This is a genomic window from Roseibium sp. (assembly GCF_965232425.1).
GTDB lineage: Bacteria > Pseudomonadota > Alphaproteobacteria > Rhizobiales > Stappiaceae > Roseibium.
Map to the genome: position 1 here is coordinate 5,390,455 of NZ_OZ246971.1, position 17,529 is coordinate 5,407,983.

Here is a 17,529-nt window from a genome sequence, read left to right on the forward strand (position 1 = left end):
GGGAAGGGTCGTCTTTCTTTCAGACGTCTCTCCAACCTTCTTCACCGATCAGGGGCACAAAAGCGACACCGCCGAGATCTTCCGTTGAGAACTCGGTGTCGGATTTCTTGCGAACCCGGTAGAGCGACTGGGCAGATCTGGATTGACCGGCCGGTATGACAATCCGGCCACCGATGCCCAGTTGCTGCCTGTAACTTTCAGGAACAGACGGCGCTGCCGCTGAAACGAGGATGGCGTCGAACGGCGCCTCTTGCGGAAATCCCAGTGATCCATCCCCGCAATGAACGGTGACGTTCGGACAGTCCGCCTGCGTCAGGGTCTCACGTGCCTTTTCTGCGAGTTCGGGAATACGCTCGACAGTTGTCACGCGCTCGCAGAGCTGCGACAGCACGGCCGCGGCATAACCGGAACCGGTACCGATTTCCAGAACATTGTCCGTTTCCTTCAGTTCAAGAAGATCGCACATGAGGGCGACCACATAGGGCTGGGAGATTGTCTGAAAGAAGCCGATAGTCAGCGGCCTGTCGGCGTAGGCATGTTCGCGGAGATTGCTCTTCACGAAAAGGTGCCTTGGGACCGCACGCATCGCGGCAAGAACGCGCGGATTTTCAAGGCCGCGGCGTTCCAGTTGATCGCGTATCATGGTGTCGCGCTCGGTTTCATACGGATCCATCGGCTCGCTCCGTCTTTCCCGAAATTTGGATGCATTTGAATAGCAATCTCAAGACTCTATTAAACCTAACCTCGCATAGTGGTGACACCAAGCGGCCATCAGTACAGCGTCAAGGTCCTTAAGAGTGCCCCGAGCAGCGACACGTCAGCGAAAGCAATCCTTCCTCCGCCGTCTCATCACGCCTGCAATTGCCATTGCAGCTCTTGGTTATTTCGGGTTCCATGCCATGAGCGGTGAACTTGGAATGGTCGGTCGGGCGATGATCGAAAGCCAGGTTTCGGAACTGGAAACAGATCTGGAAGACCTGATTGCCGAACGCCAGGAACTGGTTGCCCGTGTCAGCCTGCTCCGCCCGGAAAGTCTCGATCCTGATATGCTCGACGAGCGCGCGCGGCTGAACCTCAATCTCGTGCATGCGAACGAACTGGTCGTGCTGCGTCCCGGCCGCCGTTACGAAGTAAACTGATTTTCAGTTCATTTTTGCGAGTTAACAAAATTCCGGTTAAAATTAAAATTATTTCACTTTTTCAGTGAGTTAAATCGCTTCATATGTCCCGTTAAATATGATTGGATTGACATGTGCAACAGGATAAGTTGCAGCTACCTGTCTTAGGGGAAACGTCACGCCGAGAAGAGGGTTATGGCCACAGCATCAAAGACCACTTCCGCTCGCTCCAAGAGCGCCAGCCGGACCCGCAGCACCGCCAAGAAAGCGAAGCCTGCGATCGCCGAGTTCGACAAGGACGATGAACTCCACGCTTACCGTGAAATGCTTCTGATCCGCCGATTCGAGGAAAAAGCCGGACAATTGTACGGCATGGGCCTCATCGGCGGTTTTTGTCATTTGTATATCGGACAGGAAGCTGTCGTCGTCGGTATGCAGATGGCCAAGAAGGACGGCGATCAGATGATCACCGGTTATCGCGACCACGGCCACATGCTGGCCATGGATCTCGATCCGGGCGCGGTCATGGCCGAGCTCACCGGACGCCGCGGCGGCCTATCCAAGGGCAAGGGCGGCTCCATGCACATGTTCTCCAAGGAAAAGCATTTCTACGGCGGGCACGGCATCGTAGGCGCACAGGTGTCGCTTGGCACCGGTCTCGGATTCGCGAACAAGTATCGCGAGAACGGCAATGTCTCCATGGCATTCTTCGGCGATGGCGCTTCCAACCAGGGCCAGGTCTATGAAAGCTTCAACATGGCCGAACTTTGGAAGCTCCCGGTCGTCTACGTGATCGAGAACAACAAGTATGGCATGGGCACGAGCGTCTCGCGTGCGTCCGCGACCACGGACCTCTCGCAGCGCGGTGCGTCCTTCGGCATTCCTGGCGAGCAGGTCGACGGCATGGATGTGCGCGCGGTCAAGGCGGCCTCCGACAAGGCGCTTGCCTGGTGCCGCGACGGCAAGGGTCCCTACATCCTGGAAATGATCACCTACCGGTATCGTGGCCACTCGATGTCGGATCCGGCGAAATACCGCTCCAAGGACGAAGTCCAGAAGATGCGGACGGAGCACGACCCGATCGAACAGGTCCGGGCGCGTCTGATCGAGAAGGGCTGGGCGTCGGAAGACGATCTCAAGGCCATCGACAAGGACGTGCGCGCGCGCGTCGCCGAAGCCGCCGAATTCGCACAGAACGATCCGGAGCCGGATGCGTCTGAACTCTACACGGACATTCTGCTCTAAGGCCGGGGGAAAATATGCCGATTGATATTTTGATGCCGGCGCTCTCGCCGACAATGGAAGAGGGCAAGCTCGCCAAGTGGCTCAAGGCCGAGGGCGACGCCGTCACCGCAGGCGACGTGATCGCCGAGATCGAAACCGACAAGGCCACGATGGAAGTCGAGGCGGTCGACGAGGGAACGCTTGGCAAAATCCTGGTTCCGGAAGGGACGGACAACGTCAAGGTCAATGAGAAGATCGCTGTTCTGCTCGGTGAAGGGGAAGATGCAAGTGCGATCGATACGGCTGCCGCAGCGCCCGCTGCCGCCGCGCCGTCGCCTGCTGCGACTGAGGCACCGAGCGCACCTGCGGCGCCTGCCGCCCCGGTCGTGTCGGAACCTGCCGAAGACCCTGAAATTCCGGCAGGAACTGCCATGAAGAGCTCGACGGTGCGTGAAGCGCTGCGCGATGCGATGGCCGAGGAAATGCGCCGCGATGCCGATGTCTTCGTCATGGGCGAGGAAGTTGCCGAATACCAGGGTGCCTACAAGATCACCCAGGGCCTCCTGGATGAATTCAGCGCAAAGCGCGTGATCGATACACCGATCACCGAACACGGTTTCACCGGTCTCGGCGTCGGTGCCGCGATGGCGGGGCTGAAGCCGATCGTCGAGTTCATGACGTTCAACTTCGCCATGCAGGCGATCGATCAGATCATCAACTCGGCAGCCAAGACGCTCTACATGTCCGGCGGACAGATGGGGGCTCCGATCGTCTTCCGCGGTCCGAACGGCGCGGCGGCCAGGGTCGGCGCGCAGCACTCGCAGGACTATGCGTCCTGGTATGCGCATGTGCCGGGTCTCAAGGTGGTCCAGCCGTATTCTGCGGCTGACGCGAAAGGCCTGCTGAAAGCGGCCATCCGCGATCCGAACCCGGTCATTTTCCTGGAGAACGAGATCCTCTACGGACATTCGTTCGAGATCCCGGACATGGACGATTTCGTTCTGCCGATCGGCAAGGCGAAGGTCGAACGCGGTGGCACGGACGTCACGCTTGTCTCCTGGGGCATCGGCATGACCTACACGTTGCAGGCCGCCGACGAGCTTGCCGCAATGGGCATTTCCGCAGAAGTCATCAACCTGCGCACGATCCGTCCGCTGGATATCGAAACGGTGCTTGCTTCGGTCCGGAAAACGGGCCGGGTCGTCACGATCGAGGAAGCTTTCCCGATGTGTTCGGTCTCCTCCGAGATCGCCTTCCAGGTGCAGGAACAGGCCTTCGACTATCTGGATGCGCCGATCCTGCGCGTGACCGGCAAGGACGTTCCGATGCCTTATGCGGCAAATCTTGAAAAGCTTGCATTGCCGAGCGTTCCGGAAGTCATCGAAGCGGTCAAGGCCGTGACGTACACAGCCTGAGGCGAGGGAGACGGACATGCCAATCAATATCACCATGCCGGCCCTTTCTCCGACCATGGAAGAGGGCAACCTGGCCAAATGGCTGGTCAAGGAAGGCGATCAGGTTTCCGCCGGCGATGTCATCGCGGAAATCGAGACCGACAAGGCCACGATGGAAGTCGAGGCCGTGGACGAGGGAACGGTCGGCAAAATAGTGGTTCCCGAAGGCACCGCCGGGGTCAAGGTCAACGAACTGATCGCCGTGCTTCTTGAAGACGGTGAGGATGCCGGATCCATCGATACGGCCTCTGCCAGCCCGGCGCCTGCTGCTGCTGCCGCACCAGCCGAAGCGCCGGCCGCGGCCGCACCTGCATCGGCAGCGCCCGCACCTGCGGGTCCGGCGCCTGTCGCCAATGACGGATCGCGCATTTTTGCCTCACCGCTCGCACGCCGCCTTGCCAAGCTGAACAGCCTCGATCTTTCAGCGCTTACAGGCACTGGTCCGCACGGCCGGATCGTCAAGCGCGACATCGAGGCAGCCGTTGCCGCGGGAACCGGAAAGGCTGCCCCGGCAGCCGAAGCGCCGAAGGCGGCAGCATCTGCGCCGGCACCTGCAACTGGGCCGTCCGCGGATCAGGTTCTGAAGCTGTTCGATGAGGACTCCTACGAACTCGTGCCGCATGACGGCATGCGCAAGACGATCGCGAAACGCCTGACGGAGTCCAAGCAGACGATCCCGCATTTCTACGTGTCGGTCGATTGTGAACTCGACGCGCTTTTGGCGCTTCGGGCTCAGCTCAATGGCGCTGCTGCAACCGACAAGGACGGCAAGCCTGCCTACAAGCTGTCGGTGAATGACATGACCATCAAGGCCCTGGCACTGGCGTTGCGCGATGTTCCGGACGCGAATGTTTCTTGGACCGACGAGAACATGGTCATGCACAAGCATGCGGATGTCGGCGTTGCCGTTTCGATCCCGGGCGGGCTGATCACACCGATCATCCGGCGGGCAGAGGAAAAGCCGCTGTCCGTCATCTCCAACCAGATGAAGGACCTGGGCAAGCGGGCGAAAGAGCGCAAGCTGAAGCCAGAAGAGTACCAGGGCGGCACCACGGCCGTCTCCAACATGGGCATGATGGGCGTGAAGGACTTCTCGGCGGTCGTGAACCCGCCGCACGCGACCATCCTCGCCGTCGGAGCCGGCGAGAAGCGCGCCGTTGTCAAGAACGATGCGGTGGCGATCGCGACGGTCATGACGGTGACGCTCTCCACGGACCACCGTTGCGTCGACGGCGCACTCGGTGCGCAGTTGCTGGGCGCCTTCAAGGGCTACATCGAAAACCCGATGAGCATGCTGGTCTGATGCATGCTCTGCGGCGCGGTGATGATGCCGCGCCGTATCTGAACGATGATTTCTTTCGCCGGGGAAGAACACCATGGCTGATACCAACTACGATGTGATCATCATCGGCTCCGGGCCGGGTGGTTACGTGACCGCAATCCGTTCCGCGCAGCTCGGTTTCAAGACCGCGATCGTCGAACGCGAGCACATGGGAGGCATCTGCCTCAACTGGGGCTGTATCCCGACCAAGGCGCTTTTGCGGTCCGCCGAAATCTACCATTACATGCAACATGCCAAGAACTACGGCCTGTCCGCCGAGAAGATCTCGTTCGATCCGGCAGCCGTTGTCAGCCGGTCACGCGGCGTGTCCGGGCAGCTTGCCGGCGGCGTCGGATTCCTTATGAAGAAGAACAAGGTCGACATCATCTGGGGCGAGGGCAAAGTGACCAAGGCCGGCGAGGTCACCGTTTCGAAGACCTCCAAGAAGGCCATGGAACCCCAGCACCCCGCGCCGAAAGGCACGAAGGGCGAGGGCGTTTACAAGGCCAAGCACATCATCGTGGCGACCGGTGCGCGTCCGCGCGTCATTCCGGGTATCGAGCCGGACGGCAAGGACATCTGGACCTATTTCGAGGCCATGGTGCCCCCGACCATGCCGAAGTCCCTGATCGTGATGGGATCGGGGGCGATCGGCATCGAGTTTGCGTCGTTCTACAAGACCATGGGCGCAGATGTGACGGTCATCGAGATGATGCCGACCATCATGCCGGTCGAGGATCCCGAAATTTCCGCGCTCGCCAAGAAGCAGATGGAAAAACAGGGCATCAAGTTCCTGCTTGAAGCCAAGGTGTCCCAGGTCAAGAAAAGCGCCAAGGGTGTGACCGCGACGGTAGAGACCAAAGACGGCAAGAAGCAGGACCTGACAGCCGAAAAGCTGATCTCCGCAGTCGGTGTTGTTGGCAACATCGAAAATCTCGGTCTCGAGGAACTGGGTGTCAAAACCGACCGCGGCTGCGTGGTGATCGACGGCTACGGCCGCACCAGCGTCCCAGGCATCTATGCCATCGGCGATGTCGCCGGGCCGCCGATGCTCGCGCACAAGGCGGAACACGAAGGTGTCATCTGCGTCGAAAAGATTGCCGGCAAGGATGTTCACGCAATGGACAAGTCGATGATCCCGGGATGCACCTACTGTCATCCCCAGGTCGCGTCCGTCGGTCTGACCGAGCCGAAAGCCAAGGAAGCCGGATACGACATCAAGGTCGGGCGCTTCCCGTTCATCGGGAACGGCAAGGCGATTGCGCTCGGTGAACCGGAAGGGCTCATCAAGACGATCTTCGATGCCAAGACGGGTCAGCTGCTTGGAGCCCACATGGTCGGCGCCGAGGTGACCGAGCTTATCCAGGGCTATGTTGTCGCCATGAACCTGGAGACAACGGAAGAAGACCTCATGCACACGGTGTTCCCGCATCCGACTCTCTCGGAAATGATGAAGGAGTCGGTGCTCGATGCCTATGGACGCGTGCTGAACATGTAGTCCGGCCATCCGGCGGCCCCGTGTCCGTGCGGGGCCCCCACATCGAGAGGAGGCGCCACCCGTGTTTGCCTATCTCCTGGATGGATTGAGGTATGTCTGCCGGGAAGGGAGCTGGTCGCTCAGGCCGCACGAGGCAAAGATCCTCGATGCGGCCATCGGGTGGCTGCCGCCGGAACAATCCGAGCGCGCCCGCCGGCAGCTTTCGCGACGATTTTTCATCGAAAGGCAGGCAGAGGGACGCATTCCCTGTTTCCGGTACTATCGACTACATGCGGAGGACGTTCTGGACGCACCGTTCCGCACCGGGACACATTTCATCAATGTCACGCTTGAGGCTCCAAAGCGGAAATTGACGACCAAATGCGTTTTGCATGAGGGGATCGTGTTCGGTCTCGAGCTGCCCAAACCGGCCCGCTTTTTCGCCGGCAACGCCCTTGAGGTCGTTTCGGTGAGTTGTGATACGACCGGGTTCAGCTACACTGAGGTCCTAGACCGGGCGGAACACGGGTCCGGTGCGAATGACTGACGTGGGAGGGTTGTCATGGATGCAAAGTCAATTCTGATCTGGGTTGCGATCGGCATTATCGCAGGCTGGCTCGCCAGTATCCTGGTCGGTGGCGGTGGCTTGATACGGTATCTGCTGACCGGAATAATCGGCGCTTTCGTCGGTGGCTTCATCTTCAAGTTTTTTGGGATTAACATCGATCTCGGCAATCCCTATCTGAATGAAATACTCGTGGCTTCCATTGGGGCTGTTGTGGTCGTACTGATCGCACGGATCCTCGCTTGAGGCGAGATCGCCGGAGCCCCAGGTGCAGCGTCTGAAAAGGAACAGGTATGGGGCTGATAATCTCCGCCATAATAGGTCTGATCGCCGGTGCCGTCGCCCATAGGGTTCTCAACAGCCGGGGCGGCTTTCTCGGCAGTCTCGTCGTTGGCCTGATCGGTGCGCTTCTCGGCGGAGAGTTGGCATCGATACTCAATCTGAACCTGGCGGGCGGTGTCATCGACCGTCTGATCGTCGCCATCGTCGGCGCGATCCTGTTCCTGTTCATCTGGAAGAAGGTCTTCAAGTGAATTCCGCACATGACCGGTCGGCCGCGGCATCGCCGCAGCTTCCCTGATCCTTGCTCGGGGGCGGACCGATTGACGGGGAGCATGAGCAATTGATGGAAAGACAGCTGGAAACGCCGGACTTCAGACTTGCCACATACGGGACACTCGCGCCCGGACGTGCGAACCATGCGCAGCTCGCCGAAATACCCGGCCGCTGGCGCGAGGGAAGCGTGCGGGGCCGGCTTGTTCAGTCGGGCTGGGGAGCTGCGCTCGGTTTTCCCGGACTGGTGCTTGACCCCGAAGGTCAGACCATCGAAGTTCTCGTGTTCGAATCTTCCGAGCTGGTCGAGCACTGGGACCGGCTGGATGCCTTCGAAGGCGAAGGATATGAGCGCATAGAGACACTGGTGCGCACGGAAGCGGGCGACGTGCCCGCCTATATCTACGTCGTTTCGGACAAGCCGCCACAGTCGTCAAAAAAGCGCACCGAACCGGGCATAAGCGTCTTTCCGCTGATCACGACCGACAAGCTGCGATATGCGGACACGGACCGGCAGGGACATGTCAACAATGCGGTGTTCAACACCTTTCTGGAAACGGGCAGGGTCGAGCTGCTGTTCGGCGACGAGCTGATGTGTGAGGGGGCGTCATTCGTGATCGCACGGCTCGAACTCGACTTCCTGTCGGAGATCAACTGGCCCGGGGAAGTCCAGATCGGTACCGCGGTCAAGGAAATCGGCCGCAGTTCCTTCAAGCTCATTCAGCGTGTCTATCAGGATGGACGTCCGGCCGCCCAGGCGACGACCGTGATTGTCCAGATGGACGATGCGACGCGAAAATCCCTGCCGCTGTCGGAAACGGCACGCCAGAGATTTTCAGAATTGTTGAGGCCTGCGCTCAGCACATAGCTGACGCGGCGCCGATATGTCTTGACCTTTCATAGGAATAACGACACTTAGGTCCCATGGTTACGATCGTAGACACGCTCAATCGCCCGCAGGAAAAATCCGATGTGCGCCCGCGCCATCCGGAGAAGGAACACCGTCCGGACAATCCGGTGCAACGCAAGCCGAAATGGATACGCGTGAAGGCGCCGACGTCACCGGTCTACCGCGAAACCCAGAACGTGGTGCGCGAGAACAACCTGGTGACCGTCTGTGAAGAGGCCGGCTGTCCGAATATCGGCGAGTGCTGGTCCAAAAAACACGCCAGCTTCATGATCCTCGGCGATACTTGCACGCGCGCCTGTGCGTTCTGCAACGTCAGAACGGGGATGCCGGGTCCGGTCGATCCCAAAGAGCCGCAGGGTGTCGCGGACGCCGTTGCGACCATGGGACTGGAACACGTGGTTATCACGTCCGTGGACCGGGACGATCTCGACGATGGGGGCGCCCGGCACTTCGCGGATGTGATAACGGCGATCCGCAAGACCTCGCCGTCGACGACGGTGGAGGTCCTGACACCCGACTTTCTCAGGAAAGAGGGTGCGCTCGAGATCGTGGTCGAAGCAAAGCCGGATGTGTTCAATCACAACCTTGAAACCGTTCCGTCCAAGTATCTCACGGTCCGGCCCGGTGCCCGCTATTTCCATTCCATCCGCCTGCTTCAAAAGGCAAAGGAGCTTGATGCGGAAATGTTCACCAAGTCCGGAATCATGGTCGGCCTGGGCGAGGTCCGCAACGAGGTTCTGCAGCTCATGGACGACCTTAGGGCAGCCGATGTGGATTTCCTGACCGTTGGCCAATATCTGCAGCCGTCCAAGAAACACCATCCGGTGATGTCTTTCGTGACGCCGGAGGAGTTCAAGGGCTATGAGCGGATCGCCTACGCAAAGGGCTTCCTGAAGGTTTCGGCAAGCCCGCTGACACGGTCATCCCATCATGCAGGCGAAGACTTCGCAGACTTGCGTGCAGCACGAAAAGCCAAGCTTGGTCATTGAACGGACGCAGAAACGCCGAATGCCGAGTTTTTCTTCAACGCACAAAGTCAATCACAAGGCGGACGACATGTTCCGCCTCGTTGCTGACGTTGAAAAGTATCCCCAGTTCGTTCCGCTTTGCCAGGACCTTCACGTGCGGGGCAGAAAGCAGCTCGACGGCGGCCTGACGGTTCTCGTCGCCGACATGACGGTGGCTTACAAGCTGTTCAAGGAAACGTTCACGAGCCGGGTTGAATTGCGGCCCGACGATCAGGTGATCCTGGTCGAGTATCTGGATGGCCCGTTCAAGCATCTCGAAAACAAGTGGACGTTCGAGGAGGCCGGGGAAGGGGCATGCAATGTCGGTTTCTTCATCACTTACGAATTCAAGAGCCGCACGCTCGGGTCTTTGATGGGCGTGATGTTCGACAAGGCGTTCCGGAAATTCTCCAGCGCGTTCGAAGCGCGCGCGGACGATGTCTACGGCGTTTAGAGCATCGGACGATCAGTCTGCATCACTTGTATTGCTTGAAGGCGTCCCGGATTGTTCTCAGGCGGCTTGATTTCATGTCGAGCGGTTCGTTTTCCGCCCGTATCTTCGCAAGTTCCGCTTTTGACAGACCGAGATCCTCCAGCGTTGCGAAGGCATCATTGTCCTTGCAGACGATCGTGCGGCTCTTGCCGTCGTTTTCTTCCAGGACAAGGGTGCGGCCGGCTGCGTTCTGTTCCTCTGTCCAGATGACAGTGCCGGACGAAACCCAGAAGACCCGGTCGCAGTAGCTGGCCTGATGGTAGCCTTTCTTCTGCTCGGTCAAAATCTCGTGGAAGCCGGTGAACGTGCCGTTCGAATATTGTGACCGGATGTAGAAGTCACTCTGGGCAAATGCAGCCGTTGCGCTGCAGATTGCTGCCAGCGCCGATATCGTCAGACATGTGAAAGAGCGGTTCATGCGTGTGCTCCTCTCCCGAACCAATGCTCGCCCCACGCATGAATTTTAGGTCATTTTGTTTACCCGTTCGTTACCGAATTGGTAACGAATTGAATCATTCGTCATGAAACGATTTGGCCGCTTTTTCCTTGCCCTGGGACATGAAGGCATCCCGTATTGCCGCGAACCGGCCGGCCTTGTCGACGGTGGTTCTGCCGTTTTGCACGACAACACGGGGGTCTTCGGAAATCCCGAGCCCCTCCAGTGTCACCTGTTCCTCCGGATGGTCGCAAATCGGCCGCCAGCCCTTGCCCCAGTTGAATTCCACCCGCACCTTGTAGCTGTTTTCCACTTCAAGTTGGGTCCAGGCGACCGTGGCGTATCTTACCCAGTAGGACCGGTTGCAGTATTCGACCTCAACGAGGCCCTCGGCCGGTCTGTTGTAGATCCGGTGCGAACCGCGAAAGTTCCGGCCGTCATCCCTGGAAATGATATAGGTGTCGCCAATCCTCGGGATTTCGCCCTGCGCGCCTGCATGTGTCGATGAAATGAGGAGAAAGCCGATCGTGAGTAGGATTTTCTGAAATTGCATTGTCTGTTGTCCCTGCCGCGAAGCTGCTTGCGTGCCGGTAAGTCCAGCGAAATTTTAAGCATTTGTTCTCAGGGTAGGGGGTGAAGTTCACTATCGGATTGAAAGCTGCACGGGTGTTTTATTAAAAATTTAGGTGCTCGTAAAACGCGCATTCATTCAAGGCTTCACCCGCATATTCCAAGCGGCAGAAGCGGGTCACATGCCGAGGCCGCTCTTGGAGTCCTCAAACACGCTTGTCCGGAACATGGCGCCGATCGTCGCCAGCCGGCTCGCAGTCGAGGGGGCTGTCGATACGCCGGCCAAAACCTCTCTTGCGTCCAGGGAAACTCCGATATCGGCAAGCGTCACCTCGCGCTCGGGATTGGCGCAAATCGGCCGCCATCCCTTGCCGAAGTTGAACTCCACATGGACGACGTGGCCGAATTCCGCTTCCAGTTCTGTCCAGGCGACGGAACTGTCGCGAACGAAGTACTCGTTTCCGCAGTATGTGACCTGCTTCAAGTCGTCGCTTTCGTTCTTGAACAGTTTGTGGCTGCCAAGGAACTTGCCGGCATGATCTCTCGAAATCAGGTAGTAGTCCCCGGGCTTTGGCAGAGAGTCCGCATGCGAAGCGGTGGCGGCACAAAGCGCAGCGAGACATGTCGCGAGACGTAAAATCATTCGTGAAAACAACCGATGTTCAACCCAACGTAAGTCATACGGGGAATTGCCATCCAGCGCCAGCACGAACACATTCGATCGTTAATGAGATTTTGCCGCCTTGAGTGCATTTAGAACTGACGTTAGGGCAGTCTTCACGGTCTCAAGTCGTATGGATTGACGGCCGTGATCGGCGAACCAGCAGTGAAAATGCTGTGTCGGACTGCCGGTGGCTGCAACCGCTATGTGGACGGTGCCGACGGGCTTGTGTTCGGACCCGCCGCCCGGTCCCGCGATACCGGTGACCGAGACCGAGATATCGCCGTTCGAACGCGCCAGTGCGCCTTCAGCCATGGCGATTGCAACATCCTTGCTGACGGCACCTTCCCGCGCGATGAGGCTCGCCGGAACGCCGACAAGGTCTGTTTTCGCCTCGTTCGAATAGGTCACGAAGCCCCGGTCCACCGCCACCGACGAGCCTGCAATTTCCGTTAGGGCGGCACAAATCAGACCGCCAGTGCACGATTCGGCCGTAGCGATCATTTTGCCCTGGTCCTTGAGTTCTTCCAGAACCTCCCGGGTCAGGGGGGCAAGGTCATCGAGACTTGCCGGACGATTATCCTTCATTGTCTATTCACTCGTCTTCTGGAAGCGGCAGGCGAACCGTCACGCTCGCAAGTGCCGCAATGCCTTCCCTGCGCCCGGTGAAGCCGAGCCGCTCGGATGTCGTTGCCTTGACGGACACCCTTGAGACCTGAACATCGCAGATCTCGGCGATTGCCTGTCTGATTCCTTTTCGGTGCGGGCCGATCCTGGGTTCCTCACAGACGATGGTGACGTCGATATGGGCAAGCCGTCCGCCAAGCTTCGTCAAACGATCCATTGCATCGCGCTGGAACCGATCGGAGGAAGCGCCTTTCCACTCGGGATCACTCGGCGGAAAATGGCTGCCGATGTCACCGTCACCGATCGCACCAAGCGTGGCATCCGTAATCGCATGTAACACAACATCCGCGTCGGAGTGCCCCTTGAGTTTCCTGTCATGGGGAATGATTGCGCCGCCGAGTACAACGGCCGTTCCGGGTTCAAACGCATGAACGTCATATCCGATGCCGGTTCGGACATCCAACAGCTCTGACAGCCGGGGGCGTGTGCGGGTTTCCTGCTTCATCGGAATTTGTTTTACCTGTCCTTCGGCGCGTGCCAGATCCTGCCGCGTTGTGATCTTGAAGTTTACCGGATCGCCGTCACTCAGTTCTACAGTCATGCCGGCCCATTCGGCCAGACCGGTGTCGTCGGTAAAGTCATGCCGGCCGTCTTCGGCGGCATTCAGATGGGCGGCCAGGATCGTCCCGAACGGAAAAGCCTGCGGTGTTTGCGCTGCCCACAAGCTGCTTCGGTCGACCGTCTGCATTTGCCCGCCTGCGTCGCCGCACCGTTTCAGCGTGTCGACAACCGGAACAGCCGCGAGCACGCCCTCCGCACCCTCGTCCAACCTTGCAAGAATGCCGTCAATCACCGTTTCGGAGACGAAGGGGCGCGCGGCGTCGTGAATGAGCACGTAGTCGCAGCCGGCGTCCTCAAGCGCCTTCAAACCGGCCAGCACGGACTGTTGACGGGTGTCGCCGCCGATCGTCGTCATTAGTTCCGTGGCGTCAGCCCCAGAACGCGTGGCAGCGACAGCCTCGCCGTAAAGCGTGGTGTCATCTGCATGTATGACCGTCATAATTTTTGCGATTCGAGGATGATTCAGGAAGACGTCCAGTGTATGAGACAGGATCGGACGTCCGGCAATCGTCTTGTACTGCTTCGGCTGGCGATTGTCAGGGTCCGAAAGGCGCGTTCCACGTCCTGCCGCGACGATCAATGCGGCGGCCGTTTTGTTCATTGTTGTCTCCTCGAAGGCAATTGAAGCGAAAAACGCTGACGGCCATTAACGATGAACCGTATCAATAAGCAAATTTAGACTTGTTGCGATGCGCAAATTGGCTACAATATAGGCAATTGGCGTTTTGCACAGGTAATGAGCAGAAAAGAGAACTGTGTGTCGATAGTCTCGAACTCTCTTTCCATTGGACCGCATACACTTTCCAACCGGGCCGTTCTGGCTCCCATGTCGGGTGTCACCGATCTGCCGTTTCGTCGGCTGGCCGCCCGGTTCGGTGCCGGTATGGTGGTCAGTGAAATGGTCGCCAGCGAAACCTTCGTGAAAGGGGACGCGGAAACGCAGATGCGCGCCGAGGCCCAGGAGAGCGGGTTGCATGTGGTGCAGCTCGCCGGCAGGGAAGCCCGCTGGATGGGCGAGGCGGCGAAGGTCATTGCCGGTCTTGGTGCTGATGTAATCGATATCAACATGGGCTGTCCGGCAAAGAAGGTCACGTCCGGTTATTCCGGCTCGGCATTGATGCGGGATCTGGATCATGCCCTGACCCTGATTGATGCAACGGTCGCCGCGGTCGATATTCCGGTCACGGTCAAGATGCGCCTCGGCTGGGACGACACATCCCTGAATGCCGCGGACCTGGCGCGCAGGGCTGAAAACGCCGGCGTCCGGCTTGTTACGGTTCACGGCAGAACGCGCTGCCAGTTCTATAAGGGAACCGCGAACTGGCATGCCATTCGGGACGTCAAGAAAGCGATCTCGATTCCGCTGATTTCAAACGGAGACTGCAAATCCGTCGAGGACGCTGAAACCATGCTCTCGGTAAGCCGGTCCGACGGAATTATGATCGGGCGCGGTGCCTATGGCCGGCCCTGGTTGCCCGGCCATGTTGGACACTATCTGGCAACCGGCGAGCACCTCGAAGCCCCATCCGGTCAGGCGCTCGCGGATCTTGTCGCCGGACACTACGAGGACATGTTGAGCCACTACGGGGAAAATGCCGGGATCCGGATCGCCCGCAAACACCTGGGCTGGTATCTCGATGACGCCGTCACCCGTGGGGCAAGCCGGTGTCCGGCCAACGAGAGACGGATTCTCATGACATCCAATTCGCCTGCCGAAGTGCTGCGATTGATCATCGACTGGTTCTCAACATCCAACGATCGGATAGCGGCGTGAGCGAAGTGAGTGTTGAAACGGGCCGCATAGCCATGCTCGCGAGTGATGGTCCGACCATTCTCGACGCGCTTCCGCACCCGGTGCTGCTCGTGGCGCCCGACGGTGTCATCGAGTCGGCGAACATGGCCGCTGAAATCTTCATGCGCTCCAGCGCCTCCGTCTTGCGGCGGCATCCGATCAGCGACTTCGTGCCCTTCGGCAGCCCGCTGCTCACCCTGATCGAACAGGTGCGCGAACGCGCGGCACCCGTCAATGAATACAAGGTCGATATCGGGTCACCGCGCATCGGTGCGCCGAAGATGGTCGACATCAATGCCGCGCCGGTTTCGGACCGGCCCGGTGCCGTGGTCCTGATGTTTCAGGAACGGACCATGGCTGAGAAAATCGACCGGCAGCTCACCTCCCGTGGCGCGGCGCGCACCGTGACCGGACTTGCCGCGATGCTGGCACACGAAATCAAGAACCCGCTCTCCGGCATTCGCGGTGCCGCGCAGCTGCTGGAGCAATCCGTCGTCGATGACGACCGCTCCCTGACCCGGCTCATCATGGACGAGACCGACCGGATCGTGAAACTTGTCGATCGGATGGAAGTCTTTTCCGACGAGAGACCGATCGAGCGCGAACCGGTCAACATCCACGTCGTGCTGGACAGGGTGAAAAGCCTTTCCGACAACGGGTTCGCCCGGAACAAGAGGATCGTGGAGATCTACGATCCGTCGCTGCCGCCGGTCTTTGCCAACAAGGACCAGCTCATCCAGGTGTTTCTCAATCTTGTGAAGAACGCGAGCGAGGCGATTGGAGACGACCCCGACGGCGAGATCCGGATCTCGACAGCCTTTCGCCCGGGTGTCCGCCTCTCGGTACCCGGAACAGAGCAGCGAGTCAGTCTGCCGCTCGAATTCTGCGTGCAGGACAACGGTCCGGGCGTTCCCGACGACCTCCTGCCGCATCTTTTCGAACCTTTCATCACGACGAAGACCAACGGGTCCGGCCTGGGCCTGGCACTCGTTGCAAAGATTATCGGCGATCATGGCGGTGTCATCGAGTGTGACAGCCAGCGCGAGAGAACCATTTTTCGCATCCTAATGCCTGCGTATTCCGGCGAGACGACGCCAGACTCCGACACGGCGAGCGAGGGAACAGAATAACGATGCCGACAGGTACGATCCTTGTTGCAGATGATGACGCGGCGATCCGCACCGTCCTCAATCAGGCCCTCTCGCGGGCCGGGTACACGGTGCGGCTGACGTCGAATGCCTCCACGCTCTGGCGGTGGGTTTCATCCGGAGATGGCGATCTCGTCATCACCGACGTCGTGATGCCGGACGAGAATATTTTCGATGTTCTGCCGCGCATGAAAAAGATGCGCCCGGAGCTGCCGGTGCTGGTCATGAGCGCCCAGAACACGTTCATGACGGCGATCAAGGCGTCCGAAAAGGGGGCTTACGAATATCTACCCAAGCCTTTCGACCTGAAGGAACTCACCAACATCGTGCAGCGGGCGCTCGAGGAGCCCAAGAAAAGACCGGCGCTCGACATCGAGGATGCCGGCGAAGGGATGCCGCTTGTGGGCCGCTCGCCGGCCATGCAGGAGATCTACCGTATTCTTGCGCGGCTGATGCAGACCGACCTGACGGTGATGATCAACGGGGAATCGGGCACGGGCAAGGAACTCGTCGCGCGCGCATTGCATGACTACGGAAAGAGACGGAACGGCCCGTTCGTCGCCATCAACATGGCGGCCATTCCGCGGGACCTGATCGAGGCCGAGCTGTTCGGTCATGAGAAGGGTGCCTTTACCGGCGCGCAAAACCGGAGTTCGGGCCGGTTTGAGCAGGCTGACGGCGGCACGCTGTTTCTCGACGAGATCGGCGATATGCCGATGGAGGCACAGACACGGTTGCTGCGCGTCTTGCAGCAGGGCGAGTACACCACCGTCGGCGGACGGACACCGATCAAGACGGATGTGCGCATTGTTGCCGCAACGAACAAGGATCTGCGCCACCTGATCAACCAGGGTCTGTTCCGGGAAGATCTCTATTTCAGGCTCAACGTGGTTCCGATCCGGTTGCCGCCGCTGCGTGAACGGGTCGAGGACATTCCGGACCTGGTGCGGCACTTCTTCTCGCTTGTCGAGAAGGAGGGGCTGCAGGCAAAACAGATTGACGTCGGCGCGCTCAACATGCTGCGGCGCTACCGCTGGCCGGGCAATGTGCGCGAGCTTGAAAACCTCGTGCGGCGCCTGGCGGCGCTTTATCCGCAGGACGTGATCAGTGAGAGTCTTCTCGACCAGGAACTGAGCCAGCCCAGCGCCGTTTCGAGTTCCGAGGAAGTGAGCGAGAATGTCAATCTGGGGGGCTCGGTCGAGAAATACCTTTCGGGCTATTTCGACACTTTCGGCGAGGCCCTTCCGCCTCCCGGTCTCTATCACCGCATCCTGCGGGAGGTGGAATACCCGCTCATCAGCGCCGCTTTGGCCGCAACACGCGGCAATCAGATCAAGGCAGCCGAGCTTCTCGGGGTGAACCGGAACACCTTGCGCAAGAAAATCAGGGATCTCGATATCCAGGTGATGCGCTCCGCCAGGTGAGCGCATTCCGCCCCAGCGTGTTGATTTCAAACCGTCCGGGGCGCTGAATTTTCCGGAAAACTGACCGTGGCCTCAAGCTCTTCCACTGCAAAATGACGGGAGGGCACAGGTCTGTCGCAATTTCGCAAC

At 59.3% G+C, this 17,529-nt stretch carries 20 protein-coding genes; 14 read left to right on the plus strand and 6 right to left on the minus strand.

The window, feature by feature from the left end; all coding sequences use genetic code 11:
• Positions 1-19 precede the first annotated feature (19 nt).
• Complete coding sequence (locus tag ACO08A_RS24600) at positions 20-673, minus strand: protein-L-isoaspartate(D-aspartate) O-methyltransferase (protein WP_422038501.1); 654 nt, start codon at positions 671-673, stop codon at positions 20-22.
• A 226-nt stretch (positions 674-899) separates the two neighbouring features.
• On the opposite strand from ACO08A_RS24600, the gene ACO08A_RS24605 reads away from it, so the two are divergent.
• The 11 genes from ACO08A_RS24605 (at position 900) to ACO08A_RS24655 (ending at position 10,082) form a co-directional block, all read left to right on the plus strand.
• The gene (locus tag ACO08A_RS24605; RefSeq protein WP_422038502.1) at positions 900-1,139 is read left to right on the plus strand and encodes an FtsB family cell division protein; all 240 of its coding nucleotides are present in this window, start codon (positions 900-902) and stop codon (positions 1,137-1,139) included.
• 174 nt (positions 1,140-1,313) lie between these two features.
• Entirely contained in the window at positions 1,314-2,363 is a 1,050-nt protein-coding gene (gene pdhA / locus ACO08A_RS24610; RefSeq protein ID WP_421983132.1) for a pyruvate dehydrogenase (acetyl-transferring) E1 component subunit alpha, read from the plus strand.
• Between the two features lie 14 nt (positions 2,364-2,377).
• Positions 2,378-3,757: a pyruvate dehydrogenase complex E1 component subunit beta gene (locus ACO08A_RS24615; protein ID WP_422038503.1), complete on the plus strand. Its 1,380-nt coding sequence runs from the start codon at positions 2,378-2,380 to the stop codon at positions 3,755-3,757.
• A gap of 16 nt (positions 3,758-3,773) precedes the next feature.
• The gene (locus ACO08A_RS24620) at positions 3,774-5,099 is read left to right on the plus strand and encodes a pyruvate dehydrogenase complex dihydrolipoamide acetyltransferase (RefSeq protein WP_422038504.1); all 1,326 of its coding nucleotides are present in this window, start codon (positions 3,774-3,776) and stop codon (positions 5,097-5,099) included.
• 73 nt (positions 5,100-5,172) lie between these two features.
• On the plus strand, positions 5,173-6,615 hold the full coding sequence (gene lpdA, locus ACO08A_RS24625; protein ID WP_422038505.1) for a dihydrolipoyl dehydrogenase: 1,443 nt from the start codon (positions 5,173-5,175) through the stop codon (positions 6,613-6,615).
• Positions 6,616-6,676: 61 nt separating this feature from the next.
• A complete protein-coding gene (locus ACO08A_RS24630) occupies positions 6,677-7,141 on the plus strand; it encodes a hypothetical protein (RefSeq protein ID WP_422038506.1) in 465 nt (154 codons plus the stop codon).
• A 15-nt stretch (positions 7,142-7,156) separates the two neighbouring features.
• Complete coding sequence (locus tag ACO08A_RS24635) at positions 7,157-7,405, plus strand: GlsB/YeaQ/YmgE family stress response membrane protein (RefSeq protein ID WP_420332448.1); 249 nt, start codon at positions 7,157-7,159, stop codon at positions 7,403-7,405.
• A 47-nt stretch (positions 7,406-7,452) separates the two neighbouring features.
• Positions 7,453-7,692 carry a GlsB/YeaQ/YmgE family stress response membrane protein gene (locus ACO08A_RS24640; RefSeq protein WP_306144076.1) on the plus strand — a complete coding sequence of 80 codons (240 nt, stop codon included), beginning with the start codon at positions 7,453-7,455 and terminating at the stop codon, positions 7,690-7,692.
• 92 nt (positions 7,693-7,784) lie between these two features.
• The gene (locus ACO08A_RS24645; protein WP_422038507.1) at positions 7,785-8,579 is read left to right on the plus strand and encodes a thioesterase family protein; all 795 of its coding nucleotides are present in this window, start codon (positions 7,785-7,787) and stop codon (positions 8,577-8,579) included.
• A 56-nt stretch (positions 8,580-8,635) separates the two neighbouring features.
• On the plus strand, positions 8,636-9,610 hold the full coding sequence (lipA, locus tag ACO08A_RS24650; protein ID WP_422038508.1) for a lipoyl synthase: 975 nt from the start codon (positions 8,636-8,638) through the stop codon (positions 9,608-9,610).
• Between the two features lie 19 nt (positions 9,611-9,629).
• Positions 9,630-10,082: a type II toxin-antitoxin system RatA family toxin gene (locus ACO08A_RS24655; RefSeq protein ID WP_422038509.1), complete on the plus strand. Its 453-nt coding sequence runs from the start codon at positions 9,630-9,632 to the stop codon at positions 10,080-10,082.
• A gap of 22 nt (positions 10,083-10,104) precedes the next feature.
• Here the strand turns inward: ACO08A_RS24655 and ACO08A_RS24660 are convergent, their stop codons facing one another.
• From ACO08A_RS24660 to ACO08A_RS24680, 5 genes are all read right to left on the minus strand, one after another.
• Positions 10,105-10,539 (minus strand): hypothetical protein, encoded by a 435-nt coding sequence (locus tag ACO08A_RS24660; RefSeq protein ID WP_422038510.1) that lies wholly within the window; start codon positions 10,537-10,539, stop codon positions 10,105-10,107.
• Between the two features lie 94 nt (positions 10,540-10,633).
• Positions 10,634-11,110: a hypothetical protein gene (locus tag ACO08A_RS24665; RefSeq protein ID WP_422038511.1), complete on the minus strand. Its 477-nt coding sequence runs from the start codon at positions 11,108-11,110 to the stop codon at positions 10,634-10,636.
• A gap of 195 nt (positions 11,111-11,305) precedes the next feature.
• Positions 11,306-11,770, minus strand: coding sequence for a hypothetical protein (locus ACO08A_RS24670; protein WP_422038512.1), 465 nt, complete (start codon positions 11,768-11,770; stop codon positions 11,306-11,308).
• Between the two features lie 81 nt (positions 11,771-11,851).
• Positions 11,852-12,376, minus strand: a complete 525-nt coding sequence (locus tag ACO08A_RS24675; protein WP_422038513.1) for a CinA family protein — start codon at positions 12,374-12,376, stop codon at positions 11,852-11,854.
• A gap of 7 nt (positions 12,377-12,383) precedes the next feature.
• The gene (locus ACO08A_RS24680) at positions 12,384-13,637 is read right to left on the minus strand and encodes a bifunctional 2-C-methyl-D-erythritol 4-phosphate cytidylyltransferase/2-C-methyl-D-erythritol 2,4-cyclodiphosphate synthase (RefSeq protein ID WP_422038514.1); all 1,254 of its coding nucleotides are present in this window, start codon (positions 13,635-13,637) and stop codon (positions 12,384-12,386) included.
• Between the two features lie 135 nt (positions 13,638-13,772).
• Here ACO08A_RS24680 and dusB point away from each other — a divergent pair, with 135 nt between their 5' ends.
• Genes dusB through ntrC form a run of 3 tightly spaced genes read left to right on the plus strand, consistent with a single transcriptional unit; the run spans position 13,773 to position 17,400 of the window.
• On the plus strand, positions 13,773-14,810 hold the full coding sequence (dusB, locus tag ACO08A_RS24685; protein ID WP_422038515.1) for a tRNA dihydrouridine synthase DusB: 1,038 nt from the start codon (positions 13,773-13,775) through the stop codon (positions 14,808-14,810).
• A 32-nt stretch (positions 14,811-14,842) separates the two neighbouring features.
• The gene (locus tag ACO08A_RS24690; protein ID WP_421984477.1) at positions 14,843-15,958 is read left to right on the plus strand and encodes a two-component system sensor histidine kinase NtrB; all 1,116 of its coding nucleotides are present in this window, start codon (positions 14,843-14,845) and stop codon (positions 15,956-15,958) included.
• Positions 15,959-15,960: 2 nt separating this feature from the next.
• Positions 15,961-17,400 carry a nitrogen regulation protein NR(I) gene (ntrC, locus tag ACO08A_RS24695; RefSeq protein WP_319382246.1) on the plus strand — a complete coding sequence of 480 codons (1,440 nt, stop codon included), beginning with the start codon at positions 15,961-15,963 and terminating at the stop codon, positions 17,398-17,400.
• Positions 17,401-17,529: the final 129 nt, after the last annotated feature.

Bases quoted from the DNA above. Each gene is read 5' to 3' on its own strand.
- pdhA (WP_421983132.1), top strand. From the start codon at position 1,314: ATGGCCACAGCATCAAAGACCACTTCCGCTCGCTCCAAGAGCGCCAGC.
- ACO08A_RS24605 (WP_422038502.1), top strand. From the start codon at position 900: ATGAGCGGTGAACTTGGAATGGTCGGTCGGGCGATGATCGAAAGCCAG.
- ACO08A_RS24675 (WP_422038513.1), bottom strand. From the start codon at position 12,376: ATGAAGGATAATCGTCCGGCAAGTCTCGATGACCTTGCCCCCCTGACC.
- ACO08A_RS24600 (WP_422038501.1), bottom strand. From the start codon at position 673: ATGGATCCGTATGAAACCGAGCGCGACACCATGATACGCGATCAACTG.
- ACO08A_RS24615 (WP_422038503.1), top strand. From the start codon at position 2,378: ATGCCGATTGATATTTTGATGCCGGCGCTCTCGCCGACAATGGAAGAG.
- ACO08A_RS24690 (WP_421984477.1), top strand. From the start codon at position 14,843: ATGCTCGCGAGTGATGGTCCGACCATTCTCGACGCGCTTCCGCACCCG.
- ACO08A_RS24645 (WP_422038507.1), top strand. From the start codon at position 7,785: ATGGAAAGACAGCTGGAAACGCCGGACTTCAGACTTGCCACATACGGG.
- ACO08A_RS24680 (WP_422038514.1), bottom strand. From the start codon at position 13,637: ATGAACAAAACGGCCGCCGCATTGATCGTCGCGGCAGGACGTGGAACG.
- ACO08A_RS24670 (WP_422038512.1), bottom strand. From the start codon at position 11,770: ATGATTTTACGTCTCGCGACATGTCTCGCTGCGCTTTGTGCCGCCACC.
- ACO08A_RS24655 (WP_422038509.1), top strand. From the start codon at position 9,630: ATGCCGAGTTTTTCTTCAACGCACAAAGTCAATCACAAGGCGGACGAC.
- ACO08A_RS24635 (WP_420332448.1), top strand. From the start codon at position 7,157: ATGGATGCAAAGTCAATTCTGATCTGGGTTGCGATCGGCATTATCGCA.
- ACO08A_RS24640 (WP_306144076.1), top strand. From the start codon at position 7,453: ATGGGGCTGATAATCTCCGCCATAATAGGTCTGATCGCCGGTGCCGTC.
- lipA (WP_422038508.1), top strand. From the start codon at position 8,636: ATGGTTACGATCGTAGACACGCTCAATCGCCCGCAGGAAAAATCCGAT.
- ntrC (WP_319382246.1), top strand. From the start codon at position 15,961: ATGCCGACAGGTACGATCCTTGTTGCAGATGATGACGCGGCGATCCGC.
- lpdA (WP_422038505.1), top strand. From the start codon at position 5,173: ATGGCTGATACCAACTACGATGTGATCATCATCGGCTCCGGGCCGGGT.
- ACO08A_RS24665 (WP_422038511.1), bottom strand. From the start codon at position 11,110: ATGCAATTTCAGAAAATCCTACTCACGATCGGCTTTCTCCTCATTTCA.
- dusB (WP_422038515.1), top strand. From the start codon at position 13,773: ATGAGCAGAAAAGAGAACTGTGTGTCGATAGTCTCGAACTCTCTTTCC.
- ACO08A_RS24660 (WP_422038510.1), bottom strand. From the start codon at position 10,539: ATGAACCGCTCTTTCACATGTCTGACGATATCGGCGCTGGCAGCAATC.
- ACO08A_RS24620 (WP_422038504.1), top strand. From the start codon at position 3,774: ATGCCAATCAATATCACCATGCCGGCCCTTTCTCCGACCATGGAAGAG.